The organism is Paenibacillus sp. Y660, from assembly GCF_057221575.1.
In genome coordinates, this window is the sequence record NZ_JBXBBJ010000020.1 from 1 (window position 1) to 21160 (window position 21160).

Consider the following 21160-nt stretch of genomic DNA (forward strand, 5'->3'; position numbering starts at 1 on the left):
ATATTTCCCATAATGAAAAATGGGATTAAATGAAAAATCCCCCTACCCAAGTAGGAGGATGCTAATAAAGATGGTTCGAGGAAACCCTTGTCCCATCAGCCTCGGCAAATGCCGAGAGGCTATTTATCTATAAAAGGAGGCCGTGAAATGAACTATCGCATTGAAGAAAAAGAAGCATTTCGCATCATCGGGCTTAAGAAAAGGGTTCCGATTGTATTCCATGGCGTTAACCAGGAAATTGCTTCGATGTGGGGAAGCTTAAATGAAGAGTTGATTAATGTGCTTAAAAGCTTGTCAAATGTCGATCCGCTTGGTTTGCTTAGCGCATCCACCAACTTTTCTGAAGGCAGAATGGAGGAAAAGGGGGAGCTTGATCATTATATCGGCGTTGCAACGACGAGCGAGTGCCCAGCTGACTTGTCCCAGCTTGAAGTGCCTGCATTGTCATGGGCCGTATTCGAAGCGGTTGGACCGTTTCCTGCTGCGCTTCAAGAGGTGTGGGGACGCATTTATTCCGAATGGTTCCCATCCTCAAATTACGAACAAACAATGGGGCCAGAACTTCTGTGGAACGAGCATAAGGATGTAAGCTCACCGGCTTTTAGAAGCGAAATATGGATACCGGTTTTAAAAAAAGGAATGTAAGTGGACGATAAGAGCGGATGATTTTCCTGAGAAGATGGGACTCATCTGCTCTTGTTTTTTTGGAGATGGGGAGGGGAGTGAAACTTGAACATGAAAGGCGGTTCATTCGATCTTTTGGTTAGCGGAAAGCGGCAACATTTTATCAAGCGCGATGATTGCCACTCAAGTAAATTCGCATGCTACTTTTTTACGCAGGGTGATGCAGGCGCTTGCGACAGCAGGTATCGTAGAGTCCAAGGGAGGGAGAGAGGGAGGATATACATTAAGGAAATCCGCAGATCAGATTACACTAGGGGAGATATACTCGGCTGCTGAGCCCGAAGTCGATGTGGATTGTGGAGAAGCCGGACAGCAGTTGGATACGGAACTAGAGAAGATTCTCTTTGAAGCCGAGCAGAGAACGATTGAATATTTACAGAAGTATACCATTGTTGATGTGATGAAGAGAGTTGATTTTTTTTGCGATTTAACCATATACATCTAGGCGCTAGTAAAGCGCTTATCAACAGCAGTCAAACCAATGCGCATTTAAGCACATAGTTGGCGGAGGCGTAAACTGGGACTTCAGCGGAAAGAGAAACCTTTATTTTTTCTAATTCAACGATTATTGTGGCGTTCGCGGACTCAGGTTCCGCTAATCACTCAGAAAACCCCATTTTAACCTTGTTTAAGTGGACGGATCTCCTGTCCGCTCTTTCTCTGACACAAAACCGAAATACGGAATAAGCCAGACTCAAATATTTAATTGAAAAAGCCTCCAACCACACCTTGACAGTGGAGTTGGAGGCTCAGCTCTTTTATAATCCTCACTTCAACAGTGGACGAAAGAAACCATGATAAGGCTTTGGACCGCCTCTTTTTTAATGTGGGAAGCTTATGGTGACGGGACTTCAATTACGTAAGAGGTGATCTCTATTATTTTGGCATTTTTGGCTGCACTGCTGAACATATATACATTGCAAAAAGCATAGGTTTTGGACTTTTCATATTTGATTATTCCGTTTGCAGCTCCGGTATTTCCATGCGTAATGATGGTATTGATTTGTAATTCAATCGCTTTATTATTTTTCATTTGTTCCAGCGTTGCGGCTAGAACTTCTTTCCCTTGAATAACCAGCTGCTCACCGACTAAATTCCAGCGAACCTCACCCGAAATATTTTCATTAATAAAGCCAATATCGTAATTTGCAAAAGCGATGTTAAAATCCTTGATCAGCATTTTTTTAGGCGCATTTCCGCAATCTTCAGCGCAAATCACGTTTAGCTCTCCGTTTTTGAGTTGAGTATTGGACATTATTCACACTCCTAAGATTTGGTCGTATATTTGTTGCTGAACGAAGCAACATATGTAAAAGATGTTTGACATTTTATCAATTAATGCTATTCTGAATGTGAAAATATATTTCCATTATGTAGGTGTTTGTGTCGAAAAATACCATTAGAGATCAAAAAAGACGAAGGGCTTGTCGCAAATAACTAGTATGATCCTAGTTTACAATTTGCACTTACTTTGTCCAGAGTCTTAGGTCTTCCTATAGAGAAATTATTTATATTTCATTCGAAGGGAGTAATGAGTGAGAAGTGACAATCGTAAAAAAAATAAGTGTTATCTGCTCTCTGATTATAATCATTAGCACCGGTGGTTTAGCTGTATTTGAATGGATGACCAAGGAGACAATAAATTCTTCCACAATCTTTTTTGTTTTTTTAGGCATTGTATTTTTGTTTCAATCTATGACTTGGGGAGAACAGAATGGAAAACATGAAGGTAAAAAGGATGAATTGGATAAACAAATCACATTGATAAGTTCAAAAATAAGTTATTATGTATTACTTCTATTCATGCTAATCGTATTAATTGTTTCGGAAAGAGTTTTCGAAATAAATAACATTAAAAATATTCCGCTAGTCATCGCAATTGGGCTTGCATTTATAACACTTCCGATTACAGAGTTTATCGTTTCTAAAAAATATCGTTAGAAGGAAGAATGAAAAGGATACGAATAACACGATCCGAACCGCCTAGGTCTGGATAGAAGAAACCGTAACTAAGTCACAATGAAAAAAACAATCTGTCTCAGCTTAGATTTGTCCCGGAGCACCGGACATTCATGCCATGCATATACTATTCTGAAAGGGGATTTCATCCTAATGAATAGAAATTACGCATTAAGCCATGTGACTAGTGTTTATTTAGAAACTTACTACAATATCTTGAGTACGATGATAAGGAATATGACCATTGTACCCCTCACTACAAGTATTTCGAGCAACTTTATTAAGCAGATGATTCCTCACCATTTTGCAGCGATTGAAATGTCCAACAATATACTTAAGTACACAACAAATCTTGAGCTGCAAAGTATTGCCACATCAATTATTTCTGAACAAACAAAAAGCATCTCCAGCATGCAGGCCATACAATATAGCTGCAGCTTGATGACAAATACGAACCCCGATCTCTATCGATATCATAATCATTTCAATGAGATAGCTGAATCGATGTTTAGTAAAATGGCGTCAGCTCCTGTTACGAATGGTGTAAATGCTAATTTTGTACGAGAAATGATTCCTCACCACGAAGGCGCTGTTCAAATGTCAAACAACGCGCTTGCGTTTCCGATCTGTCCAGCACTTCAGTCTATTCTAAATGCCATTATCACTTCTCAGTCTGAGGGTATAGAAAAAATGAAATTGCTGCTTCTACAGCTTGATAACTGTTAAAACTCAAGAAGAGGGCCTTATTATTCAATTGAATAATGGTCTTCTTTTTCAATTCAAGGGCAATGCTATCTATTAAAAATAGTTCTTAGAGCGGAATAGTTGAGCTGAAAGTTCTATTCCTTATCTCGCAACATTGACACTAAAGTCCCGGATTTTACAATCTCTTAATATCCCCATAATACAACTAGCTTAATTGAAACTTACAATAACCTTAATTAGACAATTTCCTGTTTAATTCGACATTATACTCAATGGGGGCATGTAGTAATATGAAATCATTTCGATTCCTTATTCTTTTCCCGCTCATGATGACCATCTTACTGAATGGATGCGGATTAAAGGAAGAGCCTGCCGCACCCAAACGCCTGAAAGTTGGCATTATGCTTTCCAATGACGGTCTAGGAGACCAATCTTTCAGCGACGGGGCTTTCTCGGGACTGACGAAAGCGCGCGACGAGCTAGGCATTGAATTAGATTATCGAGAATTGGCGGATATAGAAAGCTTTGAACAAGGACTAACTGAGCTTGTTAACGAACAATGTGATCTGGTTGTAGGGCTAGGCTTCGCAGTAAAAGAAAGTTTGGAAAAGGTAGCAGAGCTATATCCGGAACAGCAATTTATTTTAATTGACGATGTTTCCGAGCTGCCTAATGTTGCATCATTAACCTTTAAAGACGATGAAGGCAGCTTCTTGGTCGGAGTTGTCGCCGGATTGAAAACACGTACCGATACGGTTGGATTCATCGGTGGGATGGACGTTCCCGTTATACATAAGTTCGGTCAAGGTTTTGTATCCGGCGTTAAGGCCGCGAATCCGAATGCAAAGGTCATTGTCGAATATGCCGGCGACTTCGGCAATGCTGAGCTCGGCAGCCAGCTTGCAGCCAAAATGAATGATGATCAAAACGTCGATATTATTTTCGCTGCTGCCGGATATACGGGTGTAGGCGTACTGCAAGAGGAGCAGAAGCGGGGCAAGTTTGCTATTGGCGTTGACAATGATCAATTTTTTATTGCTGAAAAAGCGGTCATTACGTCTATGCTGAAAAATGTGGATGTCGCCATCTATTCCGCTGTTGAAACGTTTCTCAAGGAGAAGAATTTCCCGGAAAAGCAGATCGTTTACGGGCTCAAAGAAAATGGCGTAGGAATGGCACCGCTCCGAATCACTTCATTTACGCCGGAAGAAAAGAAAACGTTTGAAAGCCTCAAAAGCACACTGCTCAGCGGAGGAATTACAATAACGACAAGCAAGCCTTAAGCGGAAAATGGAGGTAATGGACATTGAAACTTCGCGAAAAATTGTTAATGAACGCATTAGCTTCCTTAGTTCCTGCGATTTTAATTATTGTTTATATTATCGTTCGTATGACGAGCTTGCAGACCTCTAGCAATGGACAAGTCGAAACGATGATGAACATCCAACAACTAAAGGGAACGATGATTTTGAGTCAGCAATCACTAAGCAACTTTTCCTTCGTGACGAGTGAAAATAATAAATCGGAAGCAACAAGCATCTTCAATCAGTTGAATCAGCAAATCGAAGCATTAAACGGACAGATCACAGATCCTCATGAACAGAAGAGAATTATCGCGATTTCGGTGAAATTCCAGAAGCTAAAGGCTGATGCGGACAAAGCGCTAAACGAGGGGAATAGTGCGGAAGCAAAGCGGCAATCACTGCGTGCTGCTGGCATCCTGAACGATATTCATGAACTGGTTTTAACCTCTAACGACAATTACAAAACTGCAAACGAGCAGCTTAAGAAGCAGCTAAACCAAATATGGACGGTATCTGCGATCAGCGGAATCGCGCTTCTGTTACTGGCAGCCGCCTACAGTATAATTATGACCAAGCGGATGACTGATCCGATTTCCCAGCTCAATCAATGCGCAAGAGAAGTGTCCTCCGGCAACTTAAGTGTCCAGGTACCGCAGCTTAAGGGACGCGATGAAATCGTCGAGATGAGTCAATCATTTGCACTTATGGTCGGCAATCTGCATGCTATGGCGCAATCCTTAGGCGAAGCAGGTTCAAAAATTGATATCAATGCCAAGGAGATTGATTCCGACAATCAAATCTTATCGGAAATTGTCAGCCAAATTTCAATCGCAACCGATGAGCTGGCTAGAGGCAGTCAGGTCGTCTCCGAGGATTTGATGACTGTCGTTGGCTTAATGGAGGATGTACAGCAAGGCTTTACAACGAATGTGAAAGCATCGCTTCTATCAAGCCATTATAGTGAAGAGGCTGCGAATGCGGTGTCTATAGGCCAGGAGGCGATGAAGCAGCAGCAGCGATTAATTGGTCAAAATCGTGAATCGATGCAGACGATGCAGCAATCGGTGAAGGATTTGGCAGAAAGCGCCGCAGAAATTCAAACGTTAACAGGACTTGTTACCGGATTTGCACAGCAAACGAATTTGTTGTCCTTGAATGCTTCCATTGAAGCGGCACGGGCAGGTGAAGCGGGCCGCGGCTTCGCAGTTGTTGCCACCGAGGTCAAAAAGCTGGCGAACCAATCTACGCATACAGCATCGCACATTTTAAATTTAGTGAATCAAATTACAGAACGCATGGACAAGATGACGACCCTGATGGAAGATGGGCTCGAGCTTGCTAAGCAGCAAGTTTGCGCTATGGATGAAACATCGGATTCTTTCCAAGTCATTGAAGAGAAGGTAAAGTACATCGTTAATCAGCTCCAAAATCTAACGCAAGATATGAATGTCTCACAGGAAAAGAGCAGCCGTGTTCTGCAATCCGTAGAAAACATCAGCGCAGTTACACAGCAGTCGGCCGCCGGCAGCGAAGAGATTTCCGCATCTACGTTGGAACAGCAGCAAGCTTTCGAGTCTTCACGGAATAAAGTCAAGCATCTCATGCAAATTGCAAGCGAGCTTCACAGTCAGCTTGAACGATTTAAATTGCATGAAGAGAACACATTATGAAGCTCTGGCAGAAATTTGCTTTTAACGGGATTTTCCCATTAATGCTTGCCATCGTTATGGTCGCTTTCATTATTATTTCAATGCTGCAAATTCAAACCTCGACCAAAGAGGAAATGACTCGACTAATACGCGTCGAGAAACTAGAGAGCTCATTCGTTTCCTTGCAGCAAACGTTATCCAATTATTTCTACTCGACCTCGAATTACAACGAGGGCGAAATACGCAGCAAGCTGCAGCAGATCCATTCGGATATCAGGAATATGAATGAGATGCAGTTATATGCGGATGAAAAACAGTATTTGACTCACATAATGAAAAAGTTTGAGCAGCTTCGCAACGATGCGATGAAAATAATCGAATCTCATAATTGGTTGGAGGCTAGGCGCGTTTCATTTCGTGTGTCAGGCGTTTTGAACGATGTGTCACGTCTTAAGCATACATCTCAATTTTATTATGATGATAAAAACAATGAAATGCAGAAGCGCGTCCATTTAATCATTTCTTTTGCGATTATTAGCAGTATCGTAGTCTTATTTCTCTCCTCCGTTGTTTCGTGGCGAATTTATCGCACCATTTCAAGATCCATCAATGAGCTGCTGCAAGTGATTAAGCAGGTTGAGGTTGGAAATTTGGCGGTGCAATCCACGATATTCGATTATGACGAGCTTGGTGTTCTGGCAATCAAGTTCAATACGATGATTAGAGAACGAAAGGCATCGGAAGAGAAAGTCGCATATATGGCTTACCATGATCAATTGACGAATCTGACAAACCGTCATTTTTTCTACAAAAAGCTAAATGAAGCTATGGATGATGCAGAGCAAAGCCGGGTATTGGTTGGCATTATGTTTTTTGATCTCGATTTTTTTAAAAAATTTAACGATTCGCTCGGTCACACCTTCGGTGATAAGGTGCTGCAGCATGTGGCTGGTCGGTTAAGCGAATGCGTGGGAGAGCAGGCGACCGTATCACGCGTAGGGGGTGATGAATTTATGGTCATTATCCCGCATGCGGAGCAGTCGGAAATATCGTTGCTAGCGCATACGATGCTTACGGAAATCAAGAAGCCATTCTCCTTGCAAGGGATGAACATTCATCTATCAACAAGCATTGGCGTTTCAATCTACCCTTATGACGGTACGGATTCCGAAACGTTAATCAAAAACGCTGACATAGCGCTTTATCAAGCCAAGGAACGCGGCAGAGGCAGTATCCAATTTTTTAATCCTGAAATTACGGAGGAAGGGTTCGATTATTTGATTTTGGAGAGTGAGCTGCATAAGGCTTTGGCTTGTCAGGAGCTAGTCGTTTACTATCAGCCTCAGATTAACGTACATACGAATAAATTAAGCGGTTTGGAGGCGTTAGTACGTTGGCATCATCCGGAACGCGGAATGATTCCTCCTGGGAAATTCATACCGATCGCGGAGGAAACGGGACTTATCCACCAGATCGGCTCATGGGTACTGCTAGAATCATGTTTGCAAATGAAGCGTTGGATTGACCAAGGGCTGGCGCTTGATGTAAAAGTTTCGGTGAATATATCGACGAGACAATTTGTTAAGCAGAATCTTGTCGATGAGGTTCGGAAAGTATTGCAGGAAACGCATTTGCCACCGCATCTATTGGAAATTGAAATTACGGAAAGCATGACCATGAACGTCGAACATGCAATCTCTATGATGAGAGAGCTCACTCAATTGGGCGTCCATATCGCAATCGATGACTTTGGAACCGGGTATAGCTCGCTGCATTACCTGAAAAAATTTCCAATCGATAGATTGAAGATTGATCAATCCTTCGTCAGAGATTTGACATTCGATGAGAATGACCGAGCGATTGTCAGTACCATTATTTCTATGGCAAAGCATCTCGATCTGCTCGTAACCGCAGAGGGGGTAGAAACGGAAGAACAGCTCTCGTTCTTAAAAGAGCATCACTGCGATGAAGTACAGGGGTATCTGTTCAGCCGCCCGCTGCCTGTCGAAGATATGGAAAACTATATCCAACTCGCTGTTATGAAATCATAATGTTGATTTAAGCAACTTTGTTATTTTGCATTTATCTTTCCATGTACAAATATACAAAAGCCCCCATTCTCTTGTTGCAGAGAATGGGGGCTTTTTCTTGCTATTTCATTCGAAGCAGCATCGTCCAAAGATCAGAGCTCTCGTAGCCGAGCCGCCATGCAGCGACACCAGCAAGATCGTAAGCCTTTGCTAGATTGATGCGTGCTTTGACTGTGGCTTCCGTTTCCGCCCAGAATAGATAGGTGTAGCCATCCTTGATATATTTATATTTCATTTGTCCCGATTCTTTGTCTAAAACGCCTTGAGCGTTCGTATCAGCGATTAGCTTTGGAACTTCCTTCATGAAAATCGCACGGTTCCCGACCAGCTTGTTATTGCTATCGAGCTTCCACTCTCTGACATAGAACGGAATGCCAAGCATGAGCTTGCTCCGTGGAATACCATAGCTTAAAAATTGCTGTACGCCTTCCTCTACCCATTTCAAGCCCGCTACGGAGCCTGGCGTACTGCTCCCGCTCCAATGCTCGTCATAGGCCATAATGATGACCGTATCTACCACCGCTGAGAGAGAAACATGATCATATGCGGTCTGGTGATTCCAGCTTAAGCTTCCTCTTGGCAGGTCGATGGATAGCTGCATGCCTTTGGCATGAACCGCTTTCGCTAGTGCGGTAACGAAGGCGGTGTATGCCTTTCGATCGCTGCCTGCTACTTCCTCAAAGTCGAGATTGACGCCAGCTGCTCCAAGCTTTGAGAGTTTAGCTGCGAGATTGCCAATAAACTTCTGCTTTGCAGAGGCGTTGGCAAGAAACGCTGAGGTTAGCTTCTTATTGAATTGATTATGAACAAGCGGCATTACTTTAATGCCTTGCTTCTTAAGCATGCTTGCAGTGGCTTGATCCGATGTATCCGAAATGGAGCCATCTGCTGCGGCAAGCTCGAACCAGGTAGGAGAATCAATCGATAATCCTTGCGTATTGGCCACGTGACTTAAAACCGTTTGGCTTGTCGCGCTGCCATTCCATCCCAGATAGACGAGGGTTTTGGCGTTGCTCCACACTTTGCGGCCCTCACTCGTTCTTACGCTGCTGTTAGCATACGCTTTTGCAAACGCAATTGCGCTGCTTCGCGTGTTAAACGCTCTTCGTTTTATTTCACCTTGAAAAACGGATAGATAAGGAATGCCGGACCAATAGACGTAGCCTTTAAAATAAACCTCTGCATTCGGTGTTTTTTTTGCAAGCTGTACAGCGGCATCTAAACTGATGGTAGCGCTGACAACGGTACCATTTTGCTTAACGACATAATCTTGAACATTCGAATGAACGACCTTGCTTGTTGCTGTGTTAAGGACTTCACTGCCTGGGATATCAAAAGAAGCATTGATCGCATCAAGGAGGAAAGAAAAGAGCGGCTGCCCCTCAACAGGGATCCCATCCACCGTCATTTGATAGACAGGTCTCGCCTCTCGCAGCGCTTTGATTTGAGCATCCGTTTGGTTGCCCCAAACCCATTTGTTCGTCGACAGTTCGATTACATGCGCGTTGCCCCAATTTTCGGCTTCCTGTTTAGCTGCTGCAAGCGTAAGGAAGGACCAGCTCTCCTTTGTGTTATCGCCTTGGTATAGCTTGAATTTCGCATAAGATTGATAAGCCCAGCCGATGTTTTCAAGATCGCGAATATGTACATTGGTTAATTTCTTAGCAGCTGCCCATGCTTGATCATAGGTTCTAAACTCCCATTTTGAGTTCGTTTGGCCATTTTGATAAAGCTTATAGCGCGGGAAGTTATCCCATACCCAGCCGCGGTCAGCAATTTTCTCCACATGGCTGTATCCAAATTTTTTGGCATAAGCGATCGCCTGCGCCTGTGATGCGAATTCACGCAGCGCTTGGTCATTCTGGAAGACTCGAAATTTTGTCATTTGCGTCGCTGCAGCGTCTACGATACCGACAGTGCCTGTCATTAGCGTTTGGCAGAGCAACAGCAGCATCAAAGCTGCGCTCATTTTTCTTCTCATTAGCTGTCTCTACACTCTCCTCTCGCACATCTATAGTTAGACGCAAGAGGAGAAGGGAGGTTGCTGGAAATCTATCTTTATTTCACTAGTAATAATTAACAGACGAAGCGAATAGTCGGAAAAGCACAAAAAAAACATCCATGAGCCGCTTTATCAGAATGATAAAGACAAGCTTCTGGATGCTTTCCTGTTCTTACTCGGCAATGTCAGCCCAAAACTCCTCGTCAGCGTCCAGCGTAATGTTAGAGCGGAAGACGCGGAGATTATATTGCTTATAGATATATTGCTCGATAGCCTCGAGTATATTTGCCTCTATGATGAACTGGCTGCGGCCATTTACCCAAACCTCGGCCGTATATCCATACTCCTCTTCCCATGAGAGCTGCACTTCCACGTCCGTAGGGCTTACGCCCCTTCGATCGGCCATGTTCAGGCAGATGGCGTTTATAATTTCATCCGTATAAATACGCACGATTAGTAAGGTCTCCGTTGATCTGGAGGGTTACGCTTGCTGCGCAGATAGACGAACGCTACGCGGATCAGCATAATGATCGCGAATATAGCGAGCAAGTTAATCATTAAACCAAGAATATTGCCGAATGCGCCCATTCCGGCGAACAAGCTGCCGAACATCAGACCAGCCAAGCCGCCGATCATTAGGCCTTTCATTAGGCTGCCGCCGCTAAAAAAGCCTGGTTTTGTTGCTCCTGCATTCGTACCCGCATTTTTGCCGGGATTAGTTTGGCTAACATTTTCTGATTTCTTTGGGTTTTGCGTAACGCCTTGCTTTGGAGATTTAATGCCGCCGCGTGGTTTTGCATCGGCATATTGTCCGAACCCTAACGTAAAGAATAGCGCGAATGCCAGCATGACCATGAATCCCTTTTTCATCTGTCTTTTCTCCTCCTGATATGCTTGATAAGTCAATTGCTTACCAACTAAAATACGGCTAATAGGGGTTGCAGGTTTCATTTATTTATATAGGATTGGTTTAAATGTATGAAAGTATAAGCGACATATGCTAATATTTTTATAAAATAATGACAAAGCGTCATTACAATTTCGGCTTGCATGGAGGATGAAATGAATAATTTTCCCAATGCTTATATCACTTATTTGGTTGAATTCCATGCAACTCGAGATTATTTTGAATGTCACGAGCTGCTTGAGGAGTATTGGAAGGAGCATCCTGAAGATCCGTTAGCGGATACTTGGGTAGGGCTTATCCAACTGGCGGTAGGACTTTATCATGAACGGAGAGGCAATTTGCAGGGAGCTTTAAAAATGTTAGCACAAGCCCAGCGGAAATTATCGGCATCTCCGCTTGAGGAGCTTGGCATCGATAAGGACAGCTTGCAAAAGCAATTGATTCAGAGAATTGCTGCGCTTCAGATGGACAAAGATTCGATGTATGCGGATTTGAATCTGCAACTCTTGAGCGGGGATGTTTTTTCTTTATGTCAGGAAGCTTGCGAAAGCCGAGGCCTAATATGGGGTGCGCCTAGTCCGATGGACGATGATTCGATTATTCATCGACATACGAGAAGAGACCGCTCCGATGTTATCGCTGCAAGAATGGAAGCTTATACAGCAAAGAAAAGGGAGCGCAGCGGTCTGTCTTAACAGCCGTTATGCTCCCTTTTTCTATTAAACCTGTTGATAAGCGGGGTCAACCAGTTCTAGTCCGCCCGTTTCCGAATCAATGATTAATCCATGGACGAGGATGTTGGCCGGCAGCAATGGATGGTTGCGAATGATGCTTACGCTATTTATAACGCTGTCCCGCACATTGTCAAAGCCAGTAAGCCAGCGCATAAGATTTAGCCCGGAGTGCTTGAGCGTAGTAATGGTCTCGGTTGAAACGCCGCGTTCTTCCATGTGGTGAATAATTTGCTCGGGATTAATTCCGGTCATGCCGCAGTTCGTATGGCCCACGACAAACACCTCATCAGCTTGCAGCTCATATAACGCAACGAGGACACTTCGCATGATGTTGCCAAAGGGCTGAGTGACAATTGCACCTGCGTTTTTAATGATTTTGGCATCGCCATTTTTAAGATTCATCGCTTTAGGAAGCATTTCGGTTAGACGCGTATCCATACAGGTGACAATGACCATCCGTTTGTTCGGATATTTGCTCGTTGCATATTTTTCGTATTCGCGATCTTCTACAAATCGTTTGTTATAGGTTAAAATTTCGTCGATTTTGTTCATGCTGCACTTCCTTTTGTTATGAATCGAAGGTTAATCGTATATATTTGGCTGTCGCTCTTTAGACTAAAGCTGTCATTAACCGCGTTGTAATCGACCCGGAGCTGAGGCTCATAAAAAATCTCATGACGAGGTTCATAATAGAAGGGGAATGGTTCGCCTTGCGCAAGCTTGTCGTCGACCGATGGCTCGCTAATGAGCTGAAGCGCCGGAACGCCGCTAACGACACAGCCGCAGCCTTCCGTATCATGGAGCAGCTTTAGCTGATGTTTCCCGTCTTGTAAATAGGGAGATAACCGATCAATGGCTGCTTTCGAAAATAGGATATGCATATGGTTCCCTCTCTTTCTCTCTATTGCACAGTCTGTCTAGCAGGTTTAAGATGATTATAAGGATTGGAATAATGAAGATCAAGTGAAGTTCAGATGAATGGGACTAATCCGATAACAATATGGAAAGGCGGAATAACTGATGTCGACAAATCATAACGATGCTCTGCAGAGCTTTAAAGAAACGATTCGCAAAATATCCAGCTATGGAGAAGCGCTCGGGGTTCTCTACTGGGATTTGCGTACAGGCGCACCTCGCAAAGGGATGGATAATCGTTCCGAGGTTATAGGAGCCTTGTCCGCCGACCAATTTAAGCTTTCTACTTCGCCTGAGCTGGGCGAATGGCTGTCAACGCTTGAGGATAGCTCGGTTTATTCGGAGCTTACAGATATTGATCAGAGACTAGTGACGGAGACTCGCAAGGAATACGATCGCAGCGTCAAAATTCCTCCTAAGCTTTATCAAGAATATGTTGTTCTATCCTCGCAATCCGAATCGAAGTGGGAGGAAGCGAAAGCAAATAACGATTATGCGAGCTTCCAGCCGTATTTGGAGAAGGTTATTTCATACACGAATCAATTTATCGATCTTTGGGGGCTGCAAGCGACTCGCTACGATACGCTTCTCGATCAATATGAGCCAGGCATGACGGTAGCCGAACTCGACCGTGTATTCGGCGGCTTGCGTGCGCAGCTGGTTCCGCTCGCAGCAGCGATTGCAAATTCACCGCATCAGCCGGATGCATCCTTCCTTAAGCAGAATTATGATAAATCTGCGCAAAAAGCATTCAGCTTATACATATTGGAGCAAATGGGCTATAGCTTCGAAGCGGGACGATTGGATGAAAGCGTCCATCCATTTGCGACTGGTCTAAGTCCAGGCGATGTGCGCATTACGACCCGTTATCTAGAAGACGATGTAACGAGCGCCTTATTTGGCACAATTCACGAGGGCGGCCACGCGCTCTATGAGCAAAATATTATGGAAGAGCTGATCGGCACGACGCTATGCACAGGCACTTCCATGGGTATCCATGAGTCGCAATCCCGATTCTGGGAAAATGTGATTGGCCGCAGCAGGCCTTTCTGGAATCGTTATTTCGGTGAGCTGCAAAAGCGTTTTCCTGGTCAGCTTGATGTTAGCGTCGATCAGTTTTATCGCGGAAACAATGTTGTGCAGCCATCGCTTATCCGTATTGAAGCCGATGAGCTGACTTACAACCTGCATATTATTATTCGCTACGAAATGGAGAAGCTCATCTTCAATGAAGGTGTGAAGGCTGCTGATTTGCCTGCGATATGGAACGAGAAATATAAAGAGTATTTAGGCATAACCCCGCCAACCGATGCGGAAGGCGTCCTTCAGGACGTACACTGGTCAGGAGGAGCATTCGGCTACTTCCCATCCTACTCGCTTGGCAATATGTACGCGGCACAGATTGCAGATACGATGGAGCGTGAGCTGCAGGGCTTTTGGACGAATGTAAGCAATGGCGATTTGCTGCCCATCAAAAAATGGCTCGTCGAGCGCATTTACAAATACGGCAAGCTGAGAACGCCTTCCGAGCTTATTCAGAGCGTAACGGGCAAGCCGCTGGACCCACAGCATTTGGTTACGTATTTAACGAACAAATATACAGATATTTATAAGCTGTAAGCTGTACGGTATATTTCATCAAGAGTTCTGTTCCAGTTTCAAATCGAAGGCTGTCCGACCGTCAAATTGACGACACGCGGGCAGCCTTCTTTTTTTGCGCGCATTCACCGCGTATGGCACTACCGCATAGGCTGGAGTACATCTATTTAACGCAAAATGCGCAGGAGGGACCCAAAATGAAAAGACGTATGGTAATGTCGCTGCTGCTTTGTGTAACACTCGTCATGACTGCTGTATTGGCAGGCTGCGGCAAAGGGGATTCGGATAAAGTGAAAATCCGAATCGGAGAAGTAACACGCTCATTGTTTTATGCACCGGAGTATGTAGCGGTAGCGAAGGGCTTCTTTGAAGAGGAAGGGCTAGACGTGGAATTGACGACGACGCCGGGCGGCGACAAAACGATGACGGCATTGCTCTCGAACGCCATTGACGTTGCGCTAGTCGGCTCAGAAACGTCTATTTACGTCTATCAGCAAGGGACGGACGATCCAATCATCAACTTTGCTCAGCTTACGCAAACCGATGGGACGTTCCTTGTAGCCAGAGAGGCGGACGCCAATTTTGATTGGAATTCGTTAAAGGGAAGTGTTTTTCTAGGACAGAGAAAAGGCGGCATGCCTCAGATGGCTGGCGAATTTGCGCTGAAGAAGCTGGGCATCGATCCGAAGGCCGATTTGGAGCTGATCCAAAACGTTGATTTTGCGAACATTCCGGCAGCATTTGCATCAGGAACAGGCGATTATGTCCAGTTATTCGAGCCGACGGCTTCGATTTTTGAGAAGGAAGGCAAAGGTCAAGTTGTCGCATCATTTGGCGCTGAAAGCGGGCATCTGCCTTACACGGTCTTCATGGCGAAGCAGAGCTATATCCAGAAAAATAAAAAAGCGGTTCAATCGTTCACGAATGCGATCCATAAAGCGCAGCTTTGGGTTCAGGACAACGACGCCGAAGCGATTACGGAAGTCGTGCTTCCTTATTTTGAAAATGTAGATCGCGATATTTTAAAAAGCTCGATCGATCGTTACAAGCAGCAGGGCTCGTTCGCCACGGATCCGATCATTGACGAAGCGGAGTGGAATAACCTGCTTGACGTCATTACAACAGCGGGTGAACTGGAAAAACGGACGGAGCATAGCGAGCTGGTAGATACAAGCTTTGCTGAAAAAGCGATCGAAGCGGTGAAATAACCGCGAGGGCAGGAAATGGAGGCTTAGGCATGACGCATGTACCGGTGCTTGAGCTGCAGCAATTATCACATGTCTATGTGAATGAAAAGGGAGCCTCGCTCGCAGTTGAGCAAATAGAGCTAACGGTTGATCGCGGGGAGTTCATCAGCCTGGTCGGGCCAAGCGGCTGCGGTAAGACGACAGTGCTCAGCTTGCTCGCAGGCTTGTTTCCACCGACAAAGGGTCAAGTACTGCTTAATGGCGAGCGGGTGGTCGGCCCCTCGCCTAAAGTAGGCTATATGCTGCAGCAAGATTATTTGTTTCCATGGCGTTCGATTAGAGAAAACGCCGCAATCGGACTTGAAATAAGCGGCCAGAAGACAGAGAAGGCACTGCATGTCGTAGATAAGCTGCTAGGCGAGCTTGGCTTGCCTGAATCAGGCCGCAGATATCCGCATGAGCTTTCAGGGGGCATGCGGCAACGGGTAGCGCTGGCAAGAACGCTTGCGACTGAGCCGGAGGTGCTTCTGCTCGATGAGCCGTTCTCGGCGCTTGACCTTCATATAAAGCTTCAGCTTGAGGATTTGGTCCATCAGACGCTGAAGCGGCTTGGCAAAACAGCCGTACTCGTGACGCATGACTTGGCAGAAGCGGCTGCGATGAGCGATCGTGTAATCGTGCTTGGACGCAACCCGGGCCATATTAGATGCGAGGTAGAAATACCTGAAGAAATTCGCCGGGCAGCGCCAATGGCGGCCCGCAAGCTGCCGGGCTTTCAAGAGCTGTTCGAGCGCTTATGGGCGGAGCTGGAAAGGGATGAATTGGAAGGAGGTGGACAGAATGGATGAACGCAAGGGGACTGGACCTAACAAGGCGGAGAAACCGGATACCGCGGCTATCTCCGGCATTCATGAGGATCGGAGCCACTGGATGAGCGATCTGCATGCCCGCTTCAAAGAGCGGAAGCGACGCATTACGGCTGCGGTAGTGGCAACCCAAGCTGTCCTTCTCCTTTTATTTGTTAGTCTGTGGGAAGCTGCAGGGCGCAATGATTGGATTGATCCTTTGCTATTCAGTTATCCGTCCAAAATGTTATTGCAGCTTTGGAAAACGATGATAGACGGCTCGATTTGGCCGCATGTCGGCATGACGGTTACGGAAACGATTGTCGGTTTTGTGCTTGGAACGCTGCTTGGGACCGCGGTTGCGGCTGCGCTTTGGTGGTTTCCGTTTCTGTCGAGGGTGTTTGATCCTTATTTGGTCGTGCTAAACAGTATGCCGAAGGTGGCGCTTGGGCCGATTTTCATCGTGGGGCTTGGTCCGGGCTTTATGTCGATCGTGGCGATCACCTTGTCGGTTACTGTAATCATAACGACTTTGAATATATACAATCGTTTCCGAGAGATCGACTCGGGTTATATCAAGGTAGTTAGACTGTTCGGAGCCTCTCGCTTGCAATTGTTCAAGCTTGTAATTTTGCCTGGCTCATTCCCTGTTATTATATCGACCTTGAAGGTAAATGTCGGTTTGGCGTGGATCGGAGTGATCGTGGGCGAGTTTCTCGTTGCGAAGCTGGGTCTTGGCTATTTGATTATTTATGGCTTTCAAGTCTTCAACTTCACACTCGTATTATCCAGCTTGATTGTAATCGCATTAGTCGCAACGGTTATGTATCAGCTCGTTGCTGCGCTTGAGCGGCGGTTGACGGCTGGCTGGCGCGAGCGGTAGGATGTAGAAATAAATCCTATTGTACGCGAGGTTGAATCATGGGCATTCGTATTATCAAAACGGCGCTAGCCGCCATCGCAGCTATTTATACTGCTGTATATTTTGGGCTGGAGCCGCCGCTTGGCGCCGGTATACTTGCTATACTCGGCGTTGAAGTGACGCGGATGAAAGGGCTGAAGAGCGCATTTGTGCGATTTATCGCCTCAGTGCTCGGACTTTTTTTTGCATCGCTAATCTTTACGCTGTTCGGCTTTCACATTTGGGCGGTTGCCGTATTTATTCTCATCACCTTTCCCATATTGTCGCGATTTCAATTGAAGGATGGTATCGTCACAAGCTCTGTTATCGTCTTTCATCTATTTAATCATGGTGAGGTGACGACATGGGTTATCGGCAATGAAATCATGCTGCTGTTCGCCGGACTCGGATGGGCAACGATCTTGAACATCATCTACATGCCGAAGGATGAGCATCGTCTTAGCTCTTATCGTTCCGCAATAGAGCAAAACTTCGGCGTTATTTTTCAAGAAATGGCGTTCACGCTGCAAAATCCAGCGCATGTGTGGAATGGCGGCGAACTATTGGAAGCCTACAGGGCCATCGACGAAGGTGCGCTCCAATCCGTTCGAAATCGGGAAAATCGGCTTTGGGGTCAAGAGGAGTACTGGTCCAGTTATTTTGAGATGCGGAGGCAGCAGCTTGAATCGGTGCAGCAGATGCTCGTTGAGCTGGCGTTCGTCTATCAGAAATTTCCTCAAGCGGTCATGATTGCCGATTTGCTGGATCAGCTCTCGAGCGATGTGAAATCGGATGTGTACGAGGGAAATGTCGAAGATCGGCACACGAAGCTGGCGGAAGCATTCCAAGCGATGGAGCTGCCAAAAACACGCGATGAGTTCGAAGTGCGCGCGTCGCTTCTCATGCTTCTGCGAGAGCTGGAGCGGTATTTAGCCATTGCGAAGCGATTAAAAAAAAGAAAAGTCATGTCGTCCGAACTTTTGCCATAGAATGTAAAGGGAAAAATTCGTTGCGAAGGCAAGCGTATACGGCTGTGGCGGCAAGGGAGACGCAGCTATCGTATCGCGGAGAAATACAAGCGGAATTATAGTTCCAAACTGTAATATCTTGTATTTCAAGCGTATACGGCTGTGATGACCATAGGAGTCCCAGCAATCGTATCGCGGAGAAATACAAGCGTGATTATAGGAATAAACCTATAATATCTTGTATTTCAAGCGTATACGGCTGACGTCTACTAAGGCGGCGCAGCATACGTATAGCTGAGAAATATAAGCATCGGTATAAGTGTGAGACTTATGTATTCGTATTTTTCAAGCGTAACGGCGATATGAAGGCCTTGGGCGGTCTAGTATACGTTCCGCAAAGATCTATATGGATCGCTATAAGTATGAAACTTATATAATCTTATATTTCGAGAAAATAAACAGTCACCCTAGACGAATGTCCTGCATACACTTTAAATGAATGATTGTATGGAGGAGGTTAAATCAATGACTATTGCAGATAAGCAGCTCCAGTACAGAGAAATAATTACGAAAGCTGTCTGCGGCAAAGGTCGTAAGTTTTCCACTGTAACCCATACCGTAACGCCGCCTCATCATCCGACCAGTATTCTGGGCGCATGGATAATCAACCATCAGTATGAAGCGGTTCGTTCGGGCGACGGCATTGAGGTAATTGGTACTTACGATATCAACATTTGGTATTCGTACAGCAAAAACTCGCAGACAGACGTAGCTAAGGAATCCGTGCATTACGTCGAGCATGTCAACCTCTCCTATGTAGATCCGAAGCATCGGCCTTCTACAGTGGAAGTGTCTGCCGACGTGATTCAGGAGCCGAACTGTATTGAAGCGAATATTTCTTCGAACGGTTCTGGCGTAGTGATTCGTGTAGAGCGTGAGTTTTCGGTAGAGCTAATTGCCGAGACTAAGGTTTGCGTAGCAGTACTTCCAGGCGGTTGCGGCGACCTGGACGGCAAGGATTTGGAGTTCAGCCTCGGCGATAACGATTATGAGGATTTGGATCCAGACTTGCTGGACGACGAGCTGTAAGCAAGCCGGGAAGCTTTGCTGCCCTAAGGTATCATATGCTGCGGCTGCAGCAAATTCGAGGGCGAAAGCCCTCTTTTTTTTTGAAATCTTTGGAGGCATGACTTACCTTCAAGTAAAAAATGATTAAAGGCGGGAAGCAGGATGGCTTCGACGTGGATATGGCGAGGCAGCTACGATCGGCTGGAGAGCGTTGCACATAGCGGAAATGATCCGGCTGTTTCGGGTGAGCGAAGCGGAAAGCCGCTTCGTTCGAAGCCATGGACTGACGTGCTCGCGGGCGATGCGGTAATCGCGTGGTCGGATTCCCGAACGATCGATTGCAGCCGGTTCCCGGGCGCTTGGGTGCTGAATGTCAATGGCTTCATCGCGGCTAAAATGACGGATGAAAAGAAGCGGCATATTTGGCGAAGGGCGGGTCTTTGCGGCGGCTCTCCTATAGAGAGCGAGCGTTTGTTCCGCGTTGGCATCGTTCATTTGGAGCCGGTGGAGATGCAGCGCATCGACTCCTCAGGCAAAACGATGCCAAGCAAGCCGCTGCTGGCTGCGGGAACTGGCGGCTGGCCGGAGGACCCGGCGCTGCGGCGGGTGGTTCGAACAGCGGTATCTGCGCTGTACACGCTTGGCCTCGATATCGGTGAGGCCGAGATCGCCCTTGGCGGGGACGGGCGCACAGCCGTCCGCGCTGCCTGGCCGAAGTTGAGGGATACGAGGCTGGAGGCGGCGGCGCTGAAGCGATTCGCCGCTTGGCATGCGGCGGCGAGAGCGGGGGCTGCGGATCGGCAGCTGCTTATTGGCGCTGATCCGGAGTTTGTGCTTGTGACGCCGGCTGGCAAGATTGCGGCGGCGTCGCGTTTCTTTGGCGCTGGCGTCGGCGGGGCAGCCGGGGCCGACGCCGTCCTTGTGGGGCGACGGCTGCTGTATCCCGTCGCCGAGCTGCGGCCCGAGCCGGCCGATAGCCCGGCCGCGCTCGCCGCGAACGTGCGGCGGCTCCTGCTGCGCGCCGCCGACCGCATCAGCGAGCCCGCGCTGCGCTGGGCCGCTGGAGCCATGCCCGTGCCGGGGCTAGCGCTCGGCGGGCACATCCACCTCAGCGGAGCGCCGCTAACGAGCCGCTTGCTCCGCTTGCTCGACAGCTACGCGGCATTCCCGCTCGCGCTCGTAGAGGACCCCGCCGGGCGGGCCCGCCGTCCCCGTTACGGAACGCTCGGGGACTTCCGCCAGCAGCCGCATGGCGGGTTCGAATACCGGACGCTGCCGAGCTGGCTCGTCTCGCCGGCAACGGCCAAAGCCTCCTTCGCGTTAGTGCTGCTATGCGCCCGCGAAGCGCTAAACATTTCTTACATGCCAGCTTTGGAGGAGCGGTATGTAGAAGCTTATTACGCCGGCGACCGCTCCGAGCTGGCCGGCTGCCTGGACGGCCTCGCGAGTTCCATCGCCGCCACATCAAGCTACCCCGCGCTTGCCCCCTGCATCGAGCCGCTCTTCGAGGCGGCAAGGCGCGGAACGACTTGGGATGAGAACTCGGATATTCGCGTCAAGTGGCGGCTTCCGCTGTAATTCATTCCGTAAATTCTTATGTGTGTCAGATCACTTGAACACGTATACCATTCTTCCTTTCCAAG

At 46.7% G+C, this 21160-nt stretch carries 20 protein-coding genes and 1 pseudogene; 15 read left to right on the plus strand and 6 right to left on the minus strand.

From position 1 onward, the window contains the following. Window positions 1-123: 123 nt before the first annotated feature. Both AC2TDN_RS19565 and AC2TDN_RS19570 read left to right on the plus strand, forming a co-directional pair. Window positions 124-645: pseudogene (locus AC2TDN_RS19565) on the plus strand (GyrI-like domain-containing protein); the annotation flags it as partial. A 109-nt stretch (window positions 646-754) separates the two neighbouring features. After that, on the plus strand, window positions 755-1129 hold the full coding sequence (locus AC2TDN_RS19570) for an RrF2 family transcriptional regulator (RefSeq protein WP_484689957.1): 375 nt from the start codon (window positions 755-757) through the stop codon (window positions 1127-1129). A gap of 390 nt (window positions 1130-1519) precedes the next feature. Here the strand turns inward: AC2TDN_RS19570 and AC2TDN_RS19575 are convergent, their stop codons facing one another. Continuing rightward, window positions 1520-1939, minus strand: a complete 420-nt coding sequence (locus tag AC2TDN_RS19575; protein WP_484689885.1) for a hypothetical protein — start codon at window positions 1937-1939, stop codon at window positions 1520-1522. Between the two features lie 287 nt (window positions 1940-2226). On the opposite strand from AC2TDN_RS19575, the gene AC2TDN_RS19580 reads away from it, so the two are divergent. From AC2TDN_RS19580 to AC2TDN_RS19600, 5 genes are all read left to right on the plus strand, one after another. After that, the gene (locus AC2TDN_RS19580; RefSeq protein ID WP_482065765.1) at window positions 2227-2625 is read left to right on the plus strand and encodes a hypothetical protein; all 399 of its coding nucleotides are present in this window, start codon (window positions 2227-2229) and stop codon (window positions 2623-2625) included. Between the two features lie 171 nt (window positions 2626-2796). Further along, the gene (locus AC2TDN_RS19585; protein ID WP_482065766.1) at window positions 2797-3369 is read left to right on the plus strand and encodes a DUF305 domain-containing protein; all 573 of its coding nucleotides are present in this window, start codon (window positions 2797-2799) and stop codon (window positions 3367-3369) included. A gap of 269 nt (window positions 3370-3638) precedes the next feature. Next, window positions 3639-4631 carry a BMP family lipoprotein gene (locus AC2TDN_RS19590; RefSeq protein ID WP_484689887.1) on the plus strand — a complete coding sequence of 331 codons (993 nt, stop codon included), beginning with the start codon at window positions 3639-3641 and terminating at the stop codon, window positions 4629-4631. A 23-nt stretch (window positions 4632-4654) separates the two neighbouring features. Beyond that, window positions 4655-6322, plus strand: coding sequence for a methyl-accepting chemotaxis protein (locus AC2TDN_RS19595; protein ID WP_482065768.1), 1668 nt, complete (start codon window positions 4655-4657; stop codon window positions 6320-6322). Next, on the plus strand, window positions 6319-8352 hold the full coding sequence (locus AC2TDN_RS19600; RefSeq protein WP_484689888.1) for a putative bifunctional diguanylate cyclase/phosphodiesterase: 2034 nt from the start codon (window positions 6319-6321) through the stop codon (window positions 8350-8352). The genes AC2TDN_RS19595 and AC2TDN_RS19600 overlap by 4 nt, the downstream gene beginning before the upstream one ends. A 100-nt stretch (window positions 8353-8452) precedes the next feature. On the opposite strand, the gene AC2TDN_RS19605 is transcribed toward AC2TDN_RS19600, so the two are convergent. The 3 genes from AC2TDN_RS19605 to AC2TDN_RS19615 all read right to left on the minus strand — a co-directional run bounded on the left by AC2TDN_RS19605 (window position 8453) and on the right by AC2TDN_RS19615 (window position 11263). After that, window positions 8453-10360 carry a glycosyl hydrolase family 18 protein gene (locus AC2TDN_RS19605; protein ID WP_484689890.1) on the minus strand — a complete coding sequence of 636 codons (1908 nt, stop codon included), beginning with the start codon at window positions 10358-10360 and terminating at the stop codon, window positions 8453-8455. Window positions 10361-10565: 205 nt separating this feature from the next. Beyond that, complete coding sequence (locus AC2TDN_RS19610; RefSeq protein WP_482065979.1) at window positions 10566-10847, minus strand: YxcD family protein; 282 nt, start codon at window positions 10845-10847, stop codon at window positions 10566-10568. Continuing rightward, a complete protein-coding gene (locus tag AC2TDN_RS19615; protein ID WP_482065771.1) occupies window positions 10847-11263 on the minus strand; it encodes a hypothetical protein in 417 nt (138 codons plus the stop codon). The genes AC2TDN_RS19610 and AC2TDN_RS19615 overlap by 1 nt, the downstream gene beginning before the upstream one ends. A gap of 192 nt (window positions 11264-11455) precedes the next feature. Between AC2TDN_RS19615 and AC2TDN_RS19620 the strand changes: the two genes are divergently transcribed. Then, entirely contained in the window at window positions 11456-11995 is a 540-nt protein-coding gene (locus AC2TDN_RS19620) for a DUF309 domain-containing protein (RefSeq protein ID WP_482065772.1), read from the plus strand. Between the two features lie 24 nt (window positions 11996-12019). Here AC2TDN_RS19620 and AC2TDN_RS19625 read toward each other — a convergent pair whose 3' ends face one another. Together AC2TDN_RS19625 and AC2TDN_RS19630 are read right to left on the minus strand one after the other, a co-directional pair. After that, window positions 12020-12586 carry a beta-class carbonic anhydrase gene (locus AC2TDN_RS19625; protein WP_482065773.1) on the minus strand — a complete coding sequence of 189 codons (567 nt, stop codon included), beginning with the start codon at window positions 12584-12586 and terminating at the stop codon, window positions 12020-12022. Then, entirely contained in the window at window positions 12583-12915 is a 333-nt protein-coding gene (locus tag AC2TDN_RS19630; protein WP_482065774.1) for an iron-sulfur cluster biosynthesis family protein, read from the minus strand. Before AC2TDN_RS19630 ends, AC2TDN_RS19625 begins: the two co-directional genes overlap by 4 nt. Window positions 12916-13054: 139 nt before the next feature. Here AC2TDN_RS19630 and AC2TDN_RS19635 point away from each other — a divergent pair, with 139 nt between their 5' ends. The 7 genes from AC2TDN_RS19635 (at window position 13055) to AC2TDN_RS19665 (ending at window position 21095) form a co-directional block, all read left to right on the plus strand. Beyond that, entirely contained in the window at window positions 13055-14569 is a 1515-nt protein-coding gene (locus AC2TDN_RS19635; RefSeq protein ID WP_484689892.1) for a carboxypeptidase M32, read from the plus strand. A 176-nt stretch (window positions 14570-14745) separates the two neighbouring features. Next, on the plus strand, window positions 14746-15756 hold the full coding sequence (locus tag AC2TDN_RS19640) for an ABC transporter substrate-binding protein (protein ID WP_484689894.1): 1011 nt from the start codon (window positions 14746-14748) through the stop codon (window positions 15754-15756). Window positions 15757-15785: 29 nt separating this feature from the next. Further along, window positions 15786-16583 carry an ABC transporter ATP-binding protein gene (locus AC2TDN_RS19645; RefSeq protein WP_484689896.1) on the plus strand — a complete coding sequence of 266 codons (798 nt, stop codon included), beginning with the start codon at window positions 15786-15788 and terminating at the stop codon, window positions 16581-16583. Window positions 16584-16665: 82 nt separating this feature from the next. Beyond that, window positions 16666-17463, plus strand: coding sequence for an ABC transporter permease (locus tag AC2TDN_RS19650; protein ID WP_484689958.1), 798 nt, complete (start codon window positions 16666-16668; stop codon window positions 17461-17463). A 38-nt stretch (window positions 17464-17501) separates the two neighbouring features. Further along, complete coding sequence (locus AC2TDN_RS19655) at window positions 17502-18470, plus strand: aromatic acid exporter family protein (RefSeq protein ID WP_484689897.1); 969 nt, start codon at window positions 17502-17504, stop codon at window positions 18468-18470. A 504-nt stretch (window positions 18471-18974) separates the two neighbouring features. Continuing rightward, window positions 18975-19538, plus strand: a complete 564-nt coding sequence (locus AC2TDN_RS19660) for an outer spore coat protein CotE (RefSeq protein ID WP_482065780.1) — start codon at window positions 18975-18977, stop codon at window positions 19536-19538. Between the two features lie 141 nt (window positions 19539-19679). Beyond that, window positions 19680-21095 (plus strand): putative amidoligase domain-containing protein, encoded by a 1416-nt coding sequence (locus tag AC2TDN_RS19665; protein ID WP_484689898.1) that lies wholly within the window; start codon window positions 19680-19682, stop codon window positions 21093-21095. The last annotated feature ends 65 nt before the right edge of the window (window positions 21096-21160 follow it).